We start from the raw sequence: 19,143 nt of genomic DNA, 5'->3' as shown, positions 1-19,143 counted from the left end.
TCGCGTGGCGCCTGCGCTTTACGCAAAAAGAAAGGGGCACCCGCAGGTGCCCCTTTTTGTTTCTGCCGTCTTCTGGCGACGCTCAGCCGCCTCGCTGTTTCGCGCTCACTTCGCTCAGTTGGGCCGGCTGGTGAGACCGCATCTGGACGATTACCGAGGCCGGTACCAGTTCGAATCCCTTGCCCTTGAGCGTCGGCAGCCAGGCCTCCAGCGCCTCGCGCGTCACATCATGCGGATGGCCGATGGCGATGGCACTGCCATATTTGCGCGCCACCCGCTCGATGATGGCAAGCTGGCCCTCCACCTTGGCCGGGCTCATATCGTCATCGATGAAGACGTCACGCTCCGCGAACATCATGCCTATGCGCTCGGCCACCTTGCGGCCGACGGAATTGCCGATCGTCTTTGAATCGATGAAGAACAGGCCGCGCCGGGCCACCTCCTCCAGCACCGGCGCCATGTGCGCGCTATCGGCCGTAAAGCGGCTGCCCATATGGTTGTTGACGCCGACATAACCCGAAAAGGCATCCAGATTTGCCAGCAGCTTTTCGTGCAGGACCTGCGGCGAAAGGCTGACCGTGAGCGCATTCGGGCCGGGGTTCGCCGGCCCCAGCGGCTGGGTCGGCAGATGCAGCATGATCTCGTGCCCATTGGCGGCGGCACTGCGCGTCTGGTCGCTGACCCGTGTGGCATAGGGCAGATAGGAAAGAGTAAGCGGCCAGTGCAGCGCCGCCATCAGCTGCGAGCGTTTATAGTCGACGCCCATATCGTCGATGATGACGGCAATGCGCGGATGCGCGCCTGGCGGCAGCGGCGGCAGGTGGTTTGCCGCCGGCGGTTCGGTGACCGCAAGGCCGGGGGCCAGTTTTTCTTCCATCTCAGGCTCGGCCGCTCCGTTCGCTTCAGCCTGAGCCGAGGCGAGCGCGGTAGGCGCAGGCGCCGCCGTGCCGGTTGTGGTAACTGGCGCCACGGGCGGAGCAGAGGCCGGCAGGGCCGACATCTGCGGCGCTTCGGGAACCACAAAAGTTGCGCCGGTCGCCTCGGCGCCCTCTTCACCGCCGGAGGCCATCATGCCCGCAACGCTGCCAGAGGGCGGCGCCGGATCTGCTTCGGGTGCTGCCGCAGCCTGCGGCTGGCTGGCGGAAGACCCGGCCATATCGGCAGGTTCAGGCTGGTGCGGGCCGATCAGCGCGGCCGCAGCCCCCAGCGCCGCACCGACGATGAGCGCGATGATGGCGCCATGCCAGTGCCGGAACCGGCGCAGACCTTTTTCTTTTCCGGACTTGCTGACCATGTGCTCTTTAACCCTGCCTTGCACCGCACCTTCTGGCGCGGCCGTGCACCTGATGGAAAATAACCGGAAAATCGCCGGAAAGCGCGGCTGTCATGCGCGCTTTCCTGTTCCAGCGTCAAGGCTTCTGGTCAAAGCTGGAACACGGCGTTAACCTGCGCTCCCTCACAAATCGCCTTAACGAAGAAATGGCGCCTATCCATGTTGTTGCTCATCGATAACTACGACAGCTTCACCTACAACCTCGTCCAGTTTTTTGGCGATCTCGGGGCCTGGTGTGATGTCTGGCGTAACGATGCGCTCACGGTGGATGAGGCCATCGCCAAGCAGCCGGCCGGCATCGTCATCTCGCCGGGCCCGTGCGACCCCGACCGGGCCGGAATCTGCCTCGATCTCATCAAGGCGGCGGCAGAGCGCAAGATCCCGGTTTTCGGCGTCTGCCTTGGCATGCAGGCCATCGGCCAGGCCTTCGGCGGCAAGGTCGTGCGCGCTCCGGCACCGATGCATGGCAAGCTGAGCCCGATCCACCACGCCCAGTCCTCCGTCTTTGCCGGCCTGCCTTCGCCGCTCACGGCCACGCGTTACCATTCGCTGGCTGTCGAGCCCGAAACCCTGCCGGATTGCCTTGAGGTGACCGCCTGGACGGAAGACGGCGTCATCATGGGGCTCGCCCACAAGGAACTGCCGATCCATTCCGTCCAGTTCCACCCCGAGAGCATCCGTACCGAACATGGCCATGCCATGCTCAAGAACTTCCTTGGCATCTTCAACCAGCAAAAGACGGCAGCAGCATGAGCGGCGAATTCGAGGCACTGAAACCCATCATCGCCCAGGTTGCTACCGGCTCTCCCCTTGATCAGACCCAGGCTGCCACCGCCTTCGACATCATGATGTCGGGCGGTGCCAGTCCGGCGCAGATGGGCGGGCTGCTGATGGCCATGCGTGTGCGCGGCGAAACCGTTGACGAGATCACCGGCGCGGCCAAGGCCATGCGGGCCAAGGCGCTGTCGATCATCGCACCGGAAGGGGCAATCGACACCTGCGGTACCGGCGGCGATGCCAAGGGCACCTACAACATCTCGACCGCCGTCAGCTTTGTCTGCGCCGCGGCGGGCGTTCCTGTCGCCAAACACGGTAACCGGGCGCTCAGCTCCAAATCCGGCGCATCCGATGTACTGGGTGCCCTCGGCGTCAATATGGACTGCGACGTGTCGCAGCTTGAAGCGGCACTACGTGATGTCGGCATCTGTTTCCTGCTCGCGCCCAAACATCACGCCGCCATGCGCCATGTGATGCCGGTGCGTGTCGACCTTGCCACCCGCACCATCTTCAACGTGCTGGGCCCACTCTCCAACCCCGCTGGCGCCCGCCGGCAGTTGCTTGGGGTGTATTCGGCGAACCTGGTGGAGCCTCTTGCCCAGGTGCTGAACCTGCTGGGCAGCGAGGCCGCATGGGTCGTTCATGGCAGCGACGGGCTTGACGAGCTCACCACTACCGGTCCGAGCCAGGTGGCCGAACTCAAGGACGGCTTCATCCGCAGCTTCACCGTGACGCCCGAGGAAGCCGGCCTTTCCCGCGCTGAACCGGCTGACATCAAGGGCGGTACGCCTGCTGAAAACGCCATTGCCCTGCGGGCCCTGCTGGACGGCGCCCCCGGTGCCTATCGCGACATTGTGCTGCTTAACAGCGCTGCTGCACTGATCGTTTCCGAAAAGGTGTCCTCGCTGAAGGAGGGTGCCGAGCTTGCGGCGAGCCTCATCGACAGCGGGGCCGCCCGTGCCAAGCTGGAGCGGTTCGTGGCCTACACCAACGGAGTTGTTGCAGCATGAGTGACACCCTCGTTCGCATCTGCGACGACAAGCGCGACCATATCGCCCGCCGCAAAGCGGTGGTGTCGCTTGCCGATCTGGAGGCTGCCGCCCGTGCAGCCTCCGCCCCGCGCGGCTTCATCAAGGCGCTGGAGACCCATGTGGCCGCCGGCCGCTTCGGTCTTATCGCCGAGATCAAGAAGGCCTCGCCCAGCAAGGGTCTGATCCGGCCGGATTTCGATCCGCCCGCCCTCGCCCGCGCCTATGAGGCCGGCGGCGCCACCTGCCTTTCGGTGCTGACGGACGAGCCCTGGTTCCAGGGCAAGGACGAGTATCTGGTGGCCGCTCGCTCGGCGGTCGGCCTGCCTGCCCTGCGCAAGGATTTCATGCTCGACACCTATCAGGTGGCCGAGGCGCGTGCGCTGGGCGCCGACTGCATTCTCATCATCATGGCGGCCCTGGAAGACACCCAGGCCGCCGAGCTTGAGGCCGCCGCCCAGGGTTGGGGCATGGATGTGCTGGTTGAAGTGCATGACGGCGTGGAACTCGACCGGGCGCTCAAGGTGCTGAAGAGCCGGCTGCTGGGCGTTAACAACCGCAACCTCAAGACACTTGCCGTCGATATCGCGACGACGGAAGAGCTGGCTTCCCGCGTCAGCGCGGACAAGCTGCTCGTCTCTGAAAGCGGGCTTTATACGACGGCCGATCTGCAGCGCATGTCCCGTGCCGGTGCTTCCTGCTTCCTCGTCGGTGAAAGCCTCATGCGACAGAACGATGTGACCGCCGCCACCCGCGCCCTGCTGGGGCTGGAGGCCGCGGCGTGAGCGATAACAGGCTTACGCATTTTGACGACAGCGGCGCGGCACAGATGGTCGATGTGTCGGAGAAAGAGATCACCGCGCGGACGGCAACCGCCTCCGCGCGGGTGCTCATGCTGCCCGAAACCCTTGCCCGCATCGTCGCCGGCGATATCGAGAAGGGCGACGTGTTCCAGGTCGCCCGCCTTGCCGGTATCATGGCCGCCAAGAAGACTGCCGACCTTATCCCGCTCTGCCATCCCCTCGCCCTCAGCGCGGTGAATATGGAGCTGGAAGGTGTTGCGGCGGAAAGTGCGGTGCATATCACCGCAACCGTGCGTCTCAAGGGCCGTACCGGCGTGGAGATGGAAGCACTGACGGCTGTCTCCGTTGCGGCGCTCACGCTTTACGACATGTGCAAGGCGATTGATCGCGGCATGCAGATCACTGACATCCGCCTTGAGCACAAGGATGGCGGACGTTCCGGCGAGTATCGGCGATGATCCCGGTTGCCGAGGCGCGCGAGCGTATTCTCTCGGCACTGTCGCCAACAGGCCCTGAAACCGTAGATTTACTCTCCGCTGCGGGCCGCATTACCGCCGTGTCGGTGACAGCGCGACGGGATCAGCCGCCGCTCGCCGTCTCCGCCATGGATGGATATGCCGCGCGGGGCGAAGACGCCTCGCCGGTCGGAGCCCGCCTGGAGGTGATTGGTGCCGTTCCGGCCGGTCAACAATTTGCCGGAACGGTTGGTCCCGGCCAGTGTGTGCGCATCTTCACCGGTGCACCGCTGCCTGCTGGCGCCGATACCGTCATCCTGCAGGAAAATGTGACGGCTGAAGGCAGCAACATCCGTCTGGAGCACGAAACCCGCCCGGGTCGCCATGTGCGGCAGGCAGGCCTTGATTTCACCGCCGGCGACCCGTTGATCCCGGCAGGCCGGCGCCTTACCGCCCGTGATATCGGCCTTCTCGCCGCGATGAACGTGCCCTGGGTGAGCGTCCATCGCCGGCCCCGCATCGCCATCATCGCTACCGGCGATGAAATCGCCCTGCCGGGTGAACCGCTGCAGCCCGCCGGCATCACCAGTTCCAATTCCTTTGCCCTGGCAGCCGCCATCACCGGCTGGGGCGGACTTGCCGACCTGCACCCCATTGTCCGCGATGAGCCGGAGGCACTGGCCGCCGCCTTTGGCGCCGCCCGCAATGCCGACCTCATCCTGACCAGTGGCGGCGCCTCCGTCGGCGAGCATGATCATGTACGCGAGGTTGCCGGCGACAGCGGCATGGAACTCGACTTCTGGCGCATCGCCATGCGACCGGGAAAACCGCTGCTATTCGGCCGCCTCGCCCGCACGCCGTTGCTGGGATTGCCCGGCAATCCTGTGTCCGCGCTGGTATGCGCGTTGCTCTTCCTGAAGCCGGCGATCGCCCGCCTGTGCGGAGAGAGCGCCTCCGGCCTGTTGCCCACCTTCCCGGCCCGCCTTGCCGCACCGCTCGCGGCCAATGACGGGCGGGAGGACTATTTGCGCGCCCGGCTTGAACCGGCGACCGGTGCGGATAGCCTGCCCTCGGTCACCGCTGGCACGGCTCAGGACAGTTCCATGCTGAGCGTTTTGGCGGGCGCCGATTGCCTGATCCGCCGTCCGCCCCATGCCCTGGCGGCGCAGGCCGGCGACATCGTCGAGTGCCTCGCCTTCGATCACGGCTTCTAGATGCCAGCCTCCCCGGGCCCCGTCTCTTCTGTAAGCATCCGGCAGGAAGATCCCGACCAGGCGGAGATCACGGCAATGCTGGCACGCGGGGAAGAACATTCCGCGAGCCTCTATCCCGCAGAAAGTAACCATCACCTCGCGCTCGAAGCCCTGCGACAGCCCGGGGTGCGCTTCCTGGTCGCCCGCGATCCGGATGGCCGGGCACTGGCCACCGGTGCCATTGTGCTTCACGGCGAATGGGCAGAAATCAAGCGCATGTGGGTGGAAGAAGACGCACGAGGCCGGGGCCTCTCCCGACTGATGCTGGATGCGCTGATGGAAAAGGGTCAGTCCGAAGGTGTCCGGGTTCTAAGGCTTGAAACCGGCGTCCACAGCCACGCCGCCCTTGCCCTTTACGAGCGCGCCGGGTTCCAGCGCCGGGAGCCCTTCGCCGATTATCGGCCTGATCCGCTCAGCGTATTCATGGAGCGGATACTCTGACAGTCGAGGCGTCGCGCAACGGCCCCCGGAGCGCTCCTTCGTAATATTCAACGACGACATTTCTGGCCGATCCCCGAGGGAATATTTGCTCCCAGCGTTGACAGCCAATGAGAACCAAATTAGAACATCGTTAGTGTTTTGCATTTGTTCCCCTGCCTGTTGCCGGTTTGGCGGTGGCCGGGATCAACCATAGAGCCACCCTGCCTGAAGGAGGTTTCCCCTTATGCTCACCCGCAAGCAGCACGAGTTGTTGATGTTCATCCATCAGCGCTTGGGGGAGTCGGGGGTATCGCCCTCCTTCGACGAAATGAAGGAAGCGCTCAATCTCAAATCCAAGTCGGGTATCCACCGGCTGATTACCGGACTTGAAGAGCGCGGATTTATCCGCCGCCTGCCGCACAAGGCCCGGGCGCTGGAAGTCATGCGCCTGCCGGAAGCCGGCGGTCGTGGCGCCGCTCCCGTTACAGCAGCCACTCAGGTTGCTGCCTCTGCAGCGCCGGCTCCCGCGGCAGCCAGCAATGTGGTCAACCTGACCCGGCCGGCACCGCGAGCCAATGATGCGACCTCCATCCCCCTCCTCGGCAAGATTGCGGCCGGTACGCCCATCGACGCGCTCAGCGAAGGCGGCGCCATGCTCGACCTGCCGCCAGGCCTCATCGGCGGCGGCGAACATTACGCGCTGGAGGTGGAAGGCGATTCCATGATCGAGGAAGGCATCCTCGACGGCGATACCATTCTCGTGCAGCGCTGTGACCGCGCCGACAGCGGCGCCATTGTCGTGGCCCTGGTCGATCGCGAGGTAGCGACGCTCAAGCGTCTGCGCCGTGATGGCCGCAATGTGGCGCTGGAGCCTGCCAACAGCGCCTATCGCACCCAGATTTACAGCCCCGAGCGCGTCACCATCCAGGGCCGTCTCGTCGGCCTGCTGCGGCGTTACTGATCTCCGGCCCAGCCGGTATCATCAAACCTTCTGTCATCATCGTCCCCGGCAGCATCCTCTTCGGCCGCTGCCGGGGTTTTATTTTCAGAACCCGCGGGCTCCCGATCCCACAGGCGTCGCCGCCCATACGGAAACACCTGCCGGATGAACCAGCCTTCGGACCCTGCGTAAAAAACCGTGGTTCCACTAACCAGAAATTCGGCATGCCCCCTGTTTCCCTGCGCACGGCACGCGGGTGGCAGATAGAGGCCGGGCGCGACCAGCAGAGCGCCGCCCTGCCCGCACTCTTCAGGCAAGGCATCGGCAGTCTTGATAAGGCTGAGCCACAGGCCATCCCGGTCGAGCGAACAGCCGAGGCCATCGCAAGCGATCCCGGTAACGCTCCGGCGCAATCCGGAACTCAGCAGGCCTGCTTCCCCTTGCCCGAAACGCTGCGACCAACGGCTGCCGACATAGGAGTTGCGGCGTACGCCGGAGAGCCAGAGCATACCGTCCGGATCACGATAGGCAAAAGCAAGGCGGCCGTTATCGCCGGTCGCGGCGATCAGCACCGGTTGCGGCTGCCAGAACAAGGACAAAAGCCCCGCAAGGGCGAGAGGTGCCCCGAGCCATCGCCAGCGCCGCGTCCAGATCAGCAGCCAGAGGCCGGACAGCACGGCGACGGCAAAGCCTGCCGTTGAGGGAGCCGGCACCATCAAGGCCGCCGCCGGCCAGCCTGCGACCCAGTGGGCCAGCGCGAGCAAGAGATCGATCCCCTGACCGGCAAGCCACCAGACCGGATAACTCGCCCCTACCGGCTCCAGTATCAGGGCCAGCAGGCCGAGTGGCATGATGATGAGCTCAAAGAGCGGCACGCCGATGAGATTGGCAAGGAAACCCCAGCTGACGAACTGGTTGAAGCTGTAGAGTGAAAAGGGAAGCGTTGCCGCCGTCGCCACCAGGCTGACCAGCCCCAGCATGATAACGGCCGCGAGCGCTCCCGTTATCCAGCCGAGTTGCTCCGCCCAGCCCGGACGCCAGCCTTTCAGCGCTTCTGCAAAGGCAATGAGTGCGGCGACAGCGGCAAACGACATCTGGAATCCCACCTCGCCAACACTTTCCGGCGCGAACAGCAGCTGCAGCGTCGCTGCGGTTGCCACCACGCGCATGGAAAACGGGTCGCGCTCCGCCAGCATCGCGATCAGCATCACCAACGCCATCAGGAAGGAGCGCACCGCCGGTAGCGGCGCATCCACCAGCAGCAGAAAGCCGAACGAGACGCCGCAGGAAACGAAGGCAGCCACCTTCTTGGCCGGCAGGCGCAGGGTTATGGCCGGGATCAGTGCCAGCCCGCCCCGCACGACCATAAACACGGCAGCGATGACGAGCGACATATGAAGGCCGGAGATCGAGAGAAGATGGGCAAGCCCGGATGCCCGGATGGCCTCAAGATCCGCTTCGGGCAGACTGCTGCGTTCCCCCAGCAAGGCACTTGCAGCAACGCCGGCAGCAGCAGGTGACATGGCGGCCTTGAGGTGCACGTCGATAGCGGAGACGATCCGCCGCTGCAGATCGCGCAAATCCGTTTGCCAGCCTGCCCCGTCCTCTCCCAACACCTCCACACCGGGCAACGCCCGGCCGACGGCACCGATGCCCTGAAACCATGCCCTGCGGGCAAAGCTGTAGTCACCGGGCAACACCGCCTCGCCGGGCGGCGCCAGAAAGGCGCGCAAGGCTACCCGTAGCCCGGGGCGCAAATTCTCCCCTTCGCGCGGCGTTCCGGGCAGCAGAAGCGATATTCTTGCGGGAGTTTGCCCGGCCGTCAGGTGCTCGATAACCGTGGCTGTCAGAACAAGTCGGCGTCCACCTTCGGCCGGTCGTACATCGGCGAGCACGCCTTCCACCCGAACATAATTCATCGCCTCTGCGAGCCGGGGCGCTGCCAGCAGCGTGGCGCGCAAGCCGCAAAGACCAAAGCCACCGCCGAAAAGCAGGGCCATGGCGAGCCCGAAAAGGACAAAAGTCCGGCTGCCGCCGGCCGGCATGAAGCGCAGGCTCAGGAAAAGCCCGCAGAGCAGAGTAAGGGCCGCGATGGAAACCAGCAGCCATTGCAGCGCCGTCGGTTCAACCGGAAGTCCGAGATAGGTCGCTGCGCCCCAGCCGAGAAAAACCGGCGTCCACAAGATGAGCCGCTCACGCTCCCCCTGAAACAGCCGTCCGGCGGAAAGAGCCAATAGACGAAGCCGTATGCCGGGCCATCGGCCGCGCAGGGAAAAGGTCGGGAACTCGCGTGGCCTCAGGCTGGACACCTTCCCTTTTCTCCTTCGCCGGCCAGGCCTGCTGCCGGCGAAAAGTCCTAGCAGGCGCATTTAAAGGCCGGGCATTTCCTCGCACCCGTCATGTTCCTTTGGTCTGGCACGGAGGCTGTGCTAAACCGGCCGCCAGCCGGCATTTCCAAACGCCGCCGAGATGCCAAAATTAATGGCTCGCCAAAGCCTTTGCGAGAAAAACATGACCGTCGTCACCCGTTTTGCGCCATCGCCCACCGGTTACCTGCATATCGGCGGCGCGCGCACCGCGCTCTTCAACTGGCTCTATGCCCGCCACACCGGCGGCAAGTTCCTTCTGCGCATTGAGGACACTGATCGCGCGCGCTCCACGGAAGATGCCGTGCGCGCCATCCTCGAGGGACTGAAGTGGCTGGAACTTGACTGGGATGGCGATGCCGTCTCGCAGTTCGAGCGCAAGGACCGCCACGCCGAAGTCGCGCGCCAGATGCTCGAGATGGGCCGTGCCTACTATTGCTACTGCACGCCGGAAGAGCTGGAAGAGATGCGCGCCCGGGCCAAGGCTGAAGGCCGCCCCGTCGGCTATGATGGTCGCTGGCGTGACCGCGATCCCGCCGAGGCACCGGCCGGCGTCAAGCCCGTCATCCGCCTCAAGGCACCGCTCACCGGCGAGAGCGTGATTCACGATCTCGTCCAGGGTGAGGTCAAGGTCGATAACCGCCAGCTCGACGACATGATCCTGCTGCGCAGCGACGGCACGCCGACCTACATGCTGGCCGTGGTGGTTGACGACCATGATGCCGGCGTCACCCATGTCATCCGCGGCGATGACCATCTCAACAACGCGTTCCGCCAGCGCCAGATTTATGAGGCGATGGGCTGGGACGTACCGCAGTACGCGCATATCCCGCTCATCCACGGCCCGGACGGCGCCAAGCTCTCCAAACGCCATGGCGCGCTCGGCATCGAAGCTTACCGTGACATGGGCTACCTGCCGGCTGCCATGCGCAACTACCTGCTGCGCCTCGGCTGGGGTCACGGCGATACCGACATCATCTCCACCGAAGACGCCATCAAGCTCTTCGACGTCTCCGGCATCGGCCGGTCGCCGGCCCGGATGGATTTCACCAAGCTTGACCATGTCAGCGGCATCTATATCCGCCAGGCTGCGGACAAGGAGCTGGCCGGCCATATCATGAGCCGTGTCGAGACCGAGGTAGGTACCAAGCTGACGCTGGCACAGCGCGACCTGCTGGAAGCCGCCATGCCCGGCCTCAAGGACCGCGCCAAGACGCTCAACGATCTGGCCGAAGCGGCCTGCTTCCTCGTGCGCCCGCTGCCGCTGCCCTTCAATGACAAGGCACAGTCGCTGGTGCGGGAAGGCCGGGAGGTTCTGGCAGCCTGGCAGCACCTCATCGCAGCAGCTGAACCGTTCAGTGCAGCAGCGCTGGAAGAGAGCGCCCGCGCCCTTGCCGAGCAGAAGCAGATCAAGCTCGGCGCCGTCGCCCAGCCTCTGCGCGCGGCCCTTTCGGGCTCCAATGTTTCCCCCCCGATCTTCGAGGTGGCAGCCCTCCTTGGCCGGGACGAGACATTGCGGCGCATCGAAGCGGCGATCGCGATGAACTAAGCCTTTTCAGACAATAGCGTGGGCACCTTCACAGTTATTGTGCAGTGCGTTGCCTGCCAGCGCATGCCCCGCTATTGTCGAGCACCTGCCCGGCGGAACGCCGCACAAGACGCGCCCCGGGCACGCAGATTTCATTCAGTATTTCTGTCACCGTAGCGATCAAGGAACCTGTCGACATGACCCAAACCAAAAACGACAGCGTCACCCTCACCGACAACAGGAACGGCAAGTCATACACCCTGCCCCTGCTGGACGGTTCGACGGGTCCCAGCGTCATTGATGTTCGCAAGCTCTATTCCGAAACCGGCCATTTTACCTTCGACCCGGGCTACACCTCGACCGGTAGCTGTGAATCCAAAATCACCTACATCGATGGTGACAACGGCATCCTCCTTCATCGCGGTTACCGCATCGAGGATCTGGCCAGCAAATGTACCTTCCTTGAAGTTGCCTATCTGCTGCTCTACGGCGAACTGCCGGATGCGGCGCAGCTTGAAGAATTCACCAAGACCATCACCTACCACACGATGGTCCATGAGCAGCTGAGCTTCATGCTGCGTGGTTTCCGCCGCGATGCCCACCCGATGGCGATCATGTGCGGCACCACCGGTGCCCTCTCGGCCTTCTACCACGACAGCCTCGACATTCTCGATCCGCGCCAGCGCGAAATCTCGGCCCATCGCCTGATCGCCAAGATTCCGACCATGGCGGCGATGGCCTACAAATATTCCGTTGGCCAGCCGTTCGTTTATCCGCGCAACGAGCTGAGCTACGCCGGCAACTTCCTGCAGATGATGTTCGGCGTGCCGGCCGAAAACTGGAAGGACAATCCGGTTCTCACCAAGGCGATGGACCGCATCTTCATCCTGCACGCCGACCACGAGCAGAACGCCTCCACCTCCACGGTGCGTATGGCCGGCTCTTCAGGCGCCAACCCGTTTGCCTGCATCGCCGCCGGTATCGCCTCTTTGTGGGGTCCGGCGCATGGCGGCGCGAACGAAGCCGTGCTCAAGATGCTCAACGAGATCGGCAGCAAGGACCGCATTCCCGAGTTCCTGGCCCGCGCCAAGGACAAGAACGATCCGTTCCGCCTAATGGGCTTCGGCCATCGCGTCTACAAGAACTACGATCCGCGTGCGTCCGTGATGCGCGAGAGCTGCCACGAGGTGCTCGACGCTCTGGGCAAGCGCAACGATCCGCTGCTGGCGCTCGCCATGGAGCTGGAGCGTATCGCGCTTGAGGATCCGTACTTCGTCGAGAAGAAGCTGTTCCCGAATGTCGACTTCTATTCGGGCATCATCCTCAAGGCGATGGGCTTCCCGGTCGAGATGTTCACCGTGCTGTTTGCCGTGGCCCGTACCGTCGGCTGGATTGCACAGTGGAAGGAAATGATCGAAGATCCGGCCATGAAGATCGGCCGCCCGCGTCAGCTTTACACCGGTGCAACGGAACGCGCATTTGTTCCGCTGTCGGGTCGTGGCTAATCGCCTGAAAACGCATGAGGAAACAGGGGGCCGGAGCATTTCCGGCCTCCCGCTTCCGCAATATATCATTCCGGCGCGGTCCTTGCGGCAGCGTCTCAAGGCGTCAAATGACAATCGCGAGTCGCTTCGCGGGCTTGCCCAAAGGGCTGCCCGGCTGCTCGTTCCGCTGGTGATCGGCACGATTGTGGTGGCGTTCTGGTATTCCGGAAGCTGAAATGAAAAAGGCCGCTCACAGCGGCCTTTTTCATTTCAGGGACAATTTTGCGAGACTGAAAACCAAACATCAGTCTTCTTCAATGGTCTCACCACGGGCCATGGCGATCACGACGCGTGCCGCCCGTTCGCTGGGGGCCGGGCCGCTTTCGCCCAGAAGCGCCGCAATCTCTTCATCGGCATTGATCTGGGCCTGCCGCGCCGTGCGGTCATCAATCAGATGCGCAATAGCCCGGGCGATGCCGCCCGGCTCGCAGTCTTCCTGCAACAGCTCCGGCACCATCTGGCGGCCCAGCAGGATGTTGGGCAGGCTGACATAGGGAAGCTTGATCATCCGCCGGGCGATAAAAGCCGTCAGGCGGGCAACACGATAGGTAATGACCTGCGGCAGGCGGGCCAAAGAAAGCTGAAGCGAAACGGTGCCGCTGGCGGCAAGCGCCACTGTGCTGGCGGCAAAGGCATCGATCTTCTGCCGTTCACCGCGGATGACATGGGCCTTGAGCGGCCAGCGCGCAATTTCCCGCTCCACCGTCGCGGCCACTGGCCCAACCGTCGGCACCAGAATAACCAGCCCCGGATACCGGTAGACCAGCCGCTTGATAACCTGGGAGAAGACCGGCAGCAGACGGCTGACTTCGCCCTCCCGTGAGCCGGGAAGGACACAGAGAACCGTCGCCGAAGCGCTGATGCCCAGCCGGCTGCGCAGCCCCGCCCCATCGCCGTGGTTGAACCCGGCCTCAAGGGAGGGGTGACCGACATAGGAACAGGCAAGGCCGGCACGCTGGAAATAAGGGGGCTCGAACGGAAAGAGCGCCAGCATCCGGTCCACCAGCCGCGCCCACTTCTTCGCCCGGCCCGGCCGCCATGCCCACACTGTGGGCGCGACATAGTGGGCAACAGGGATGCCCGAACCCTTGAGCTTTGCGGCTACACGGGCACAAAAATCCGGAGCGTCGATGGTGACGACGATATCGGGTTTAGCCTGCCGGATGGCCGCAACCGTCTCGCGCACGCGGCCAAGCAGCTTCGGGATGCGGGGCAACACCTCTGCGAGCCCCATGACGCTGAGGTCATTCATGGGGAACAGGCTGGCAAGGCCAGCCTCGATCATGCGCTCGCCGCCGATCCCGGAAAAACGAACGTCACCGCCCGTCTGCTTGCTGATTGCCGTCATCAGCGCGGCGCCGAGCGCATCGCCGGAGGGTTCGCCGGCTACAAGAAAAACCGACACGCTCATTCAGGGCGTCCGCGCTGTTATGGCATCAACCGCGGCTCAACGCCGCGGCTGACAGAAGGCACGGCTTTCGCGTGCCAGCATGAATTCGATGATCTGGCCAGCCGGCGTACCCGACTGCACCTTGCCCGCGGCGGCAGCCAGACGCTCCTTGAGCGTGCCCTCGCCTTCGAACACCTGCCGGTAGATCTCGCGCAGCTCATGGATCTGCGCCTTTTCCACACCGCGCCGCTGCAGGCCGACATAGTTAAGACCGTCCAGGAAAGCGCGATCGCCTTTGACCAAAGCAAAGGGCACCACGTCGGATTCAACTGCCGACATGCCACCGATCATCGCGCCGGCGCCAATACGGACAAACTGGTGGAAGGCTGAAAGACCGCCGATCACCACATTATCCTCGACCACCACATGCCCTGCGAGGGTCACATTGTTGGCCATGATCACCCGGTTGCCGACCATACAGTCATGGGCAATGTGTACGCCAACCATGTAAAGACCGTCATCGCCCACACGGGTGAGCATGCCGCCCCCTTCCGTGCCGGGATTCATCGTCACATGTTCGCGGATGCGGTTACGCGCACCGATCTCCAGCCGCGACGGCTCCCCGTGATATTTGAGGTCCTGAGGCGCATGACCGAGCGAGGCGAACGGAAACACGACCGTACCAGCGCCGATGCTGGTATGGCCCGCAACCGCAACATGGCTCTTGAGCTCGACACCGTCGCCAAGCTCAACATCGGGGCCCACCACGCACAGCGGACCGACGATTACGTCCTGACCCAGGCGGGCAGCGGGATCGACAACAGCCGTGGCGTGAACTTGCGTTCCGGACGCCATCAGGCAGCTTCCCGCTTCATGATCATGGCGGTGAACACAGCCTCGGCATGGACCTTGCCATCGACGATAGCCTTGCCCTCGAACTTGTAGACGCTGCGGCGCTCCTGAAGCTTGCTCACATGCAGCTCCAGCCGGTCGCCAGGCACCACGGGCTTGCGGAAGCGCGCTTCGTCAATGCTCATGAAATAGACGATCTGGTCGGCTGCCGGCTGACCAAGGCTTGCCACCACCAGCACGCCGGCAGTCTGCGCCATCGCCTCGACGATCATCACGCCCGGCATGATCGGGTGGCCGGGGAAATGGCCTTCGAAGAACTGCTCGTTAATGGTGACGTTCTTGATGCCGACCGCGCTCTCATTACGCCGCACCTTGATCATGCGGTCGACCAGAAGCATCGGATAGCGGTGGGGGATCATGGACATGATGGCGCCGACATCCATGTCGGGCATCTCGGTCCCCTGCTCCTGCATCGCCTCGCTCATTTTAGTTCTTTCCCTTTCGCTTGATCAGCATCCTGAGCGCGGTCAGCTGGCGGAAATGTTCCTTGATCGGAACCGCCGGCGACCCCATGACGCTCTCCCCCGCTTCAACATCCCTCATGATGCCCGATTGCGCAGCAATCTGGGCACCGTTGCCGACCTTCAAATGACCGGCAACACCAACCTGCCCGGCTAATACAGCAAAAGCGCCGATAGAAGAACTCCCCGCGACGCCTACCTGCGCAACAAGGACCGCGCCGGGGCCGACACGAACATTGTGGGCAATCATCACCAGGTTGTCGATCTTGGCCCCCCGGCCAATGACAGTGTCCGGGCCGGCGCCACGATCGATGCAGCTGTTGGCACCAATCTCGACGTCATCTTCCACGATCACGCGGCCCACCTGCGGCAACACCACGTGCCCTTCGGCGCCCATGGCGAAGCCAAAACCGCGCTGCCCGATGCGCACACCGGGGTGAATTTCCACCCGCGCACCGATCAGGCAATGGGAAAGCGAGGCATTGGCCCCAACGGTCGTCCCGGCCCCGATTACCACGCTCTCACCAATCACCGCATTGGGGCCAATGATGGCGCCAGCACCAACTTCCGCCCGGGCGCCAATCACCGCGCCTGCGGCAACCTCGCAGTCCGGAGCCAGAATGGCGGTCGGGTCGACATGGGCACCGTCCGCCACGCCCGCCATCGCCGGACGTGCGGGATAAAAGCGCTGAACGATGAGCGCGTAGCTGCGATAAGGCCTGGCTGACAGTAACAGCGCCACTCCCTCAGGTGCTCGCGGCACGGCATCGGGATGGACGACGCAAGCCCCTGCCTGGGTCACGGCGAAGGCGTCGGCATATTTTACGTTGTCGAGAAAGCTCAGATGCTGCGGACCTGCCGAAGACAACGGCGCAATATCGTCAATGATACGATCACCAAGCGCCGGCGTGGCGAGATCGCAACCACCAATGCTGGCAAGGTCCTTGACGCTTAGCGGCTCGGGGCGCGGAAAAAACCGGGGATCGGCCATTGTTATCTAAAAAACCCTTGAGGGAGTCACGCGCCTTTGATCAGGGCGTGATTTGCACCTTGTAATCGGGCAACTGCGCATCGAGCGTCGCGAGAATTTCCCCGGTCTTCTCATATTTGCGGTCGACCATGATGACCTGCTGCTTGGAAAGTACCAGAGCAATGCCGTCCTTTTCCGCGGTCTTGGCGATGATTTCAAGCAGCTGCTTGCGGATATCGTTCATCGCATCGCTATAGGCCTTCTCCAGCGACTGGCGCCGGTCCTGAACGATGGCCTGAACCTGGGAAACCCGCTGCTCAAACGCCTTGCGCCGTGCCTCGAACTCATCCTGAGACAAGGTTGGGCGGGCATCCTGGAGGGATTTTTCCGAAGTCCTGAGCTCGGCTTCAAGCTTGGAGACCTCGTCCTGGATAGAGGCACGCCGCTTGTCAATCTGGGCCTTGACGCTCACCACGGCCTTGCTGTCCTGCAGCACCTGCTGCATGTCGACAACCATGTAGGACGGGGCCTCCCCCTGTTCCACAGATGCAGACTGTGCCATGGCCGTCATCGGCGAGCCGACCGATAGCAACAAGCCTGTCGCGGCAAGCCGCAAGCCTGCTCCGCAGAACATCAGAAACTCGTACCGAAGCTGATCCGGATGGATTCCGTCTTGTCGTAGGATTCCTTCATCACCGGGATGCCGTAGTCGATAGCGATGACGCCCAACGGCGAGCGCCAGGACACACCAAAGCCGGTGGAAGCGCGGATGGCAAAATCATCAACAACATCGGCACCACTGGTATCGCTCACACCCGCAATGCTGCCGATATCGGTGAAGAGACGCCCGCTGACGCCCAGTTCATCGGGAAGGCCGAGCGGGAAGCTGAGCTCGTTGGTCTGCTTGAAGTACCCTTCGCCGCCAAGAGCGTCGCCGGTGCTACGGTCGCGCGGCCCAAGACCGCCGGACTCGAAACCACGGAAGCTGCTGCCGCCCAGGAAGAAACGCTCGTAAATCGGTACATCCTGGCCAATGCCAAAGATGGAACCGCCTTCTCCTCCGATCGACAGGGTCCATCCTTCGGAAACCGGAATATAATAAGCCGCTTGGCCTACAGTCTGGAGGCTGCGTTGGTCTCCGCCGACACCTGCCAGTTCGTTGCTGAGTGTCAGCACATAACCGGACGTCGGGAAAAGTTTGCTGTCGCGCGCATCAAAGGTCAGCTTCTGCGTCACAGCAGACTTGATACGACTGCCCTCCTGCTCCTTGATCAGCAGCGAAGCGTCGTCATCTACATTGTCAACTTTGGTTTGTGCGATTGTATAGCCTAGGTCCTGCTTGAGCTCATCAGTCAGATCATATCCCAGACGCAGACCAAGGCCGGTTCGCGTCAGGTCGTATGAACTCTCATCCTGATTATCACGGGTGGTGTGATAGAGGTCGAAGCCGGCAGCGAGCTTACGATCGAGGAAGTAGGGTTCCGTAAAGCTGACATCATAGAGCGAGCTCTTGAAGGAGAGCGTCGTCGAAAGTTTCAAATCCTGACCACGACCGAGCAGATTGCGCTCGCGCATGCTGACCTGCCCCAGCAGGCCATCGCTGGTCGAGAAGCCGGCACCGAAGCTGAGTTCGCCCGTCGACTGCTCGGTGACGTTAACTTCGACATCCACCTTGTCCTGCACCTCACCCGGCTGGGTGAAGACATCGACCTTGGAGAAGAAGCCGAGATCCTTGATGCGCTTTTCCGATCGGCGCAATGCAGCGACGTTGAAGGGATCTTCCTCCACCAGCTCCATCTCGCGGCGGATGACCTCGTCCAGTGTGCGCACATTGCCGGTAATGTTGATCTTGCCGACATAGGCACGGCGGCCTTCCTGCACCACGAGCGTAATGTCGAGCGTGTGCTTCTCACGATTACGCCGCACGCGTGGCGTCACATCGATGAAGGCGAACTGCAGGTCGCCGGCGCGTTGCTGGATCGCCTGGATGGTGCTGTCCACCGCGTCGGCGTTGTACCAGTCGCCTTTTTTGATGCCAACAGCACCCTGAAGAGCTTCCGTGCTGAGGCCCTGAACCTCGCTGGTCACGGTCACATCACCAAGCTGGTAACGTTCCCCTTCCTCAACAGTGAAGGTGATGAAGAAGTCTTCACGGTTAGGCGTTAACTCAGCAATAGCTGACGATACCCGGAAGTCGGCATAGCCGTTCTTCAGATAATAGCGCCGCAGCAATTCACGATCGAACGTCATACGATCAGGATCGTAAACATCGGTGCTGGAAAGGAAGCGATACCAGCGCGTTTCCTTGCTCTGGATGACTTCTTTCAGCTGATCGTCATTGAAGCGATGGTTGCCGACAAACTGGATGCGCCGGATCTTGCTAAGCGGCCCCTCATCGATCTCGAACACGAGGTCGACGCGGTTCTGCTCCTGCTGGATGATCTTGGGCACGACCTTGGCCGCATAACGACCCTGACGGCGATAGAGCTCTTCGATGCGCTCAACATCAGTCTGCGCCTTTGTGCGGGTGAAGACCACGCGCGGGCGCAATTCGATCTCGTTCTGAAGCGCATCATCCTTAATGCGCTCGTTGCCCTCGAAGGCAATGCGATTGATGACCGGATTTTCGCTGACGGTTACTACCAGCGCATCGCCATCCCGCTTCAGATTGACGTCCGAGAACAACCCGGTCTGGAACAGTTGCTTGAGCGAAGCATCAATCTTGCGACCGTCGAACGGATCTCCGGGTCCCAGCGTCAGATAGGAACGGATCGTCTCCGGGTCGATACGCTGCGCGCCCACCACCTCCACGCGGGCGATGGTGCCCGCCGGAAGCTGCTGGGCACTGTCGGTCTGGGCCAGCGCCGCCAGCGGGGCGGAACAGGCCAGAGCCGAGCCAATAGCGACCGCACTCAGTGACGAAAACAGTCGCCCACGCGTTGACATCATCCCCCAGCCCAACT

At 63.0% G+C, this 19,143-nt stretch carries 17 protein-coding genes; 9 read left to right on the top strand and 8 right to left on the bottom strand.

All coding sequences use genetic code 11. From position 1 onward, the window contains the following. Window positions 1-82: 82 nt before the first annotated feature. Window positions 83-1,294 (bottom strand): divergent polysaccharide deacetylase family protein, encoded by a 1,212-nt coding sequence (locus tag QTL98_RS10440; RefSeq protein WP_445678427.1) that lies wholly within the window; start codon window positions 1,292-1,294, stop codon window positions 83-85. A 198-nt stretch (window positions 1,295-1,492) separates the two neighbouring features. Here QTL98_RS10440 and QTL98_RS10435 point away from each other — a divergent pair, with 198 nt between their 5' ends. The 7 genes from QTL98_RS10435 (at window position 1,493) to lexA (ending at window position 7,030) form a co-directional block, all read left to right on the top strand. Further along, a complete protein-coding gene (locus QTL98_RS10435; protein ID WP_445678426.1) occupies window positions 1,493-2,086 on the top strand; it encodes an anthranilate synthase component II in 594 nt (197 codons plus the stop codon). Beyond that, window positions 2,083-3,120, top strand: coding sequence for an anthranilate phosphoribosyltransferase (gene trpD / locus QTL98_RS10430; protein WP_445678425.1), 1,038 nt, complete (start codon window positions 2,083-2,085; stop codon window positions 3,118-3,120). The genes QTL98_RS10435 and trpD overlap by 4 nt, the downstream gene beginning before the upstream one ends. Then, window positions 3,117-3,923, top strand: coding sequence for an indole-3-glycerol phosphate synthase TrpC (trpC, locus tag QTL98_RS10425; RefSeq protein WP_445678424.1), 807 nt, complete (start codon window positions 3,117-3,119; stop codon window positions 3,921-3,923). Before trpD ends, trpC begins: the two co-directional genes overlap by 4 nt. Before the next feature lie 44 nt (window positions 3,924-3,967). Next, the gene (gene moaC, locus QTL98_RS10420) at window positions 3,968-4,399 is read left to right on the top strand and encodes a cyclic pyranopterin monophosphate synthase MoaC (protein ID WP_445682129.1); all 432 of its coding nucleotides are present in this window, start codon (window positions 3,968-3,970) and stop codon (window positions 4,397-4,399) included. Next, entirely contained in the window at window positions 4,396-5,610 is a 1,215-nt protein-coding gene (locus QTL98_RS10415) for a molybdopterin molybdotransferase MoeA (RefSeq protein WP_445678423.1), read from the top strand. The genes moaC and QTL98_RS10415 overlap by 4 nt, the downstream gene beginning before the upstream one ends. Continuing rightward, complete coding sequence (locus tag QTL98_RS10410) at window positions 5,611-6,090, top strand: GNAT family N-acetyltransferase (RefSeq protein WP_445678422.1); 480 nt, start codon at window positions 5,611-5,613, stop codon at window positions 6,088-6,090. Window positions 6,091-6,313: 223 nt separating this feature from the next. Further along, window positions 6,314-7,030: a transcriptional repressor LexA gene (lexA, locus tag QTL98_RS10405; protein ID WP_445678421.1), complete on the top strand. Its 717-nt coding sequence runs from the start codon at window positions 6,314-6,316 to the stop codon at window positions 7,028-7,030. Here the strand turns inward: lexA and QTL98_RS10400 are convergent. Next, entirely contained in the window at window positions 7,024-9,318 is a 2,295-nt protein-coding gene (locus tag QTL98_RS10400) for a ComEC/Rec2 family competence protein (RefSeq protein ID WP_445678420.1), read from the bottom strand. The two genes, lexA and QTL98_RS10400, sit on opposite strands and share 7 nt — an antisense overlap. A gap of 202 nt (window positions 9,319-9,520) precedes the next feature. Here QTL98_RS10400 and gltX point away from each other — a divergent pair, with 202 nt between their 5' ends. Together gltX and gltA are read left to right on the top strand one after the other, a co-directional pair. Beyond that, complete coding sequence (gene gltX, locus QTL98_RS10395) at window positions 9,521-10,924, top strand: glutamate--tRNA ligase (protein ID WP_445678419.1); 1,404 nt, start codon at window positions 9,521-9,523, stop codon at window positions 10,922-10,924. A 176-nt stretch (window positions 10,925-11,100) separates the two neighbouring features. After that, the gene (gene gltA / locus QTL98_RS10390; protein WP_445678418.1) at window positions 11,101-12,408 is read left to right on the top strand and encodes a citrate synthase; all 1,308 of its coding nucleotides are present in this window, start codon (window positions 11,101-11,103) and stop codon (window positions 12,406-12,408) included. A gap of 283 nt (window positions 12,409-12,691) precedes the next feature. Here the strand turns inward: gltA and lpxB are convergent, their stop codons facing one another. From lpxB to bamA, 6 genes are all read right to left on the bottom strand, one after another. Then, window positions 12,692-13,858, bottom strand: a complete 1,167-nt coding sequence (gene lpxB, locus QTL98_RS10385) for a lipid-A-disaccharide synthase (protein ID WP_445678417.1) — start codon at window positions 13,856-13,858, stop codon at window positions 12,692-12,694. 36 nt (window positions 13,859-13,894) lie between these two features. After that, a complete protein-coding gene (gene lpxA, locus QTL98_RS10380; RefSeq protein WP_445678416.1) occupies window positions 13,895-14,692 on the bottom strand; it encodes an acyl-ACP--UDP-N-acetylglucosamine O-acyltransferase in 798 nt (265 codons plus the stop codon). Further along, entirely contained in the window at window positions 14,692-15,174 is a 483-nt protein-coding gene (fabZ, locus tag QTL98_RS10375; protein ID WP_445678415.1) for a 3-hydroxyacyl-ACP dehydratase FabZ, read from the bottom strand. Before fabZ ends, lpxA begins: the two co-directional genes overlap by 1 nt. Window position 15,175: 1 nt before the next feature. Further along, window positions 15,176-16,201 (bottom strand): UDP-3-O-(3-hydroxymyristoyl)glucosamine N-acyltransferase, encoded by a 1,026-nt coding sequence (lpxD, locus tag QTL98_RS10370; RefSeq protein ID WP_445678414.1) that lies wholly within the window; start codon window positions 16,199-16,201, stop codon window positions 15,176-15,178. 40 nt (window positions 16,202-16,241) lie between these two features. Beyond that, the gene (locus QTL98_RS10365) at window positions 16,242-16,742 is read right to left on the bottom strand and encodes an OmpH/Skp family outer membrane protein (protein ID WP_445678413.1); all 501 of its coding nucleotides are present in this window, start codon (window positions 16,740-16,742) and stop codon (window positions 16,242-16,244) included. Window positions 16,743-16,813: 71 nt separating this feature from the next. Next, window positions 16,814-19,129, bottom strand: a complete 2,316-nt coding sequence (gene bamA, locus QTL98_RS10360) for an outer membrane protein assembly factor BamA (RefSeq protein WP_445678412.1) — start codon at window positions 19,127-19,129, stop codon at window positions 16,814-16,816. Window positions 19,130-19,143: the final 14 nt, after the last annotated feature.

It is taken from the genome of Radicibacter daui (assembly GCA_030657355.1).
In the GTDB taxonomy this organism is placed as follows: Bacteria; Pseudomonadota; Alphaproteobacteria; order Radicibacterales; family Radicibacteraceae; genus Radicibacter; species Radicibacter daui.
The sequence above is the reverse complement of the archived record's forward strand: the minus strand, read 5'-3'. Positions and strand labels throughout refer to the sequence as shown.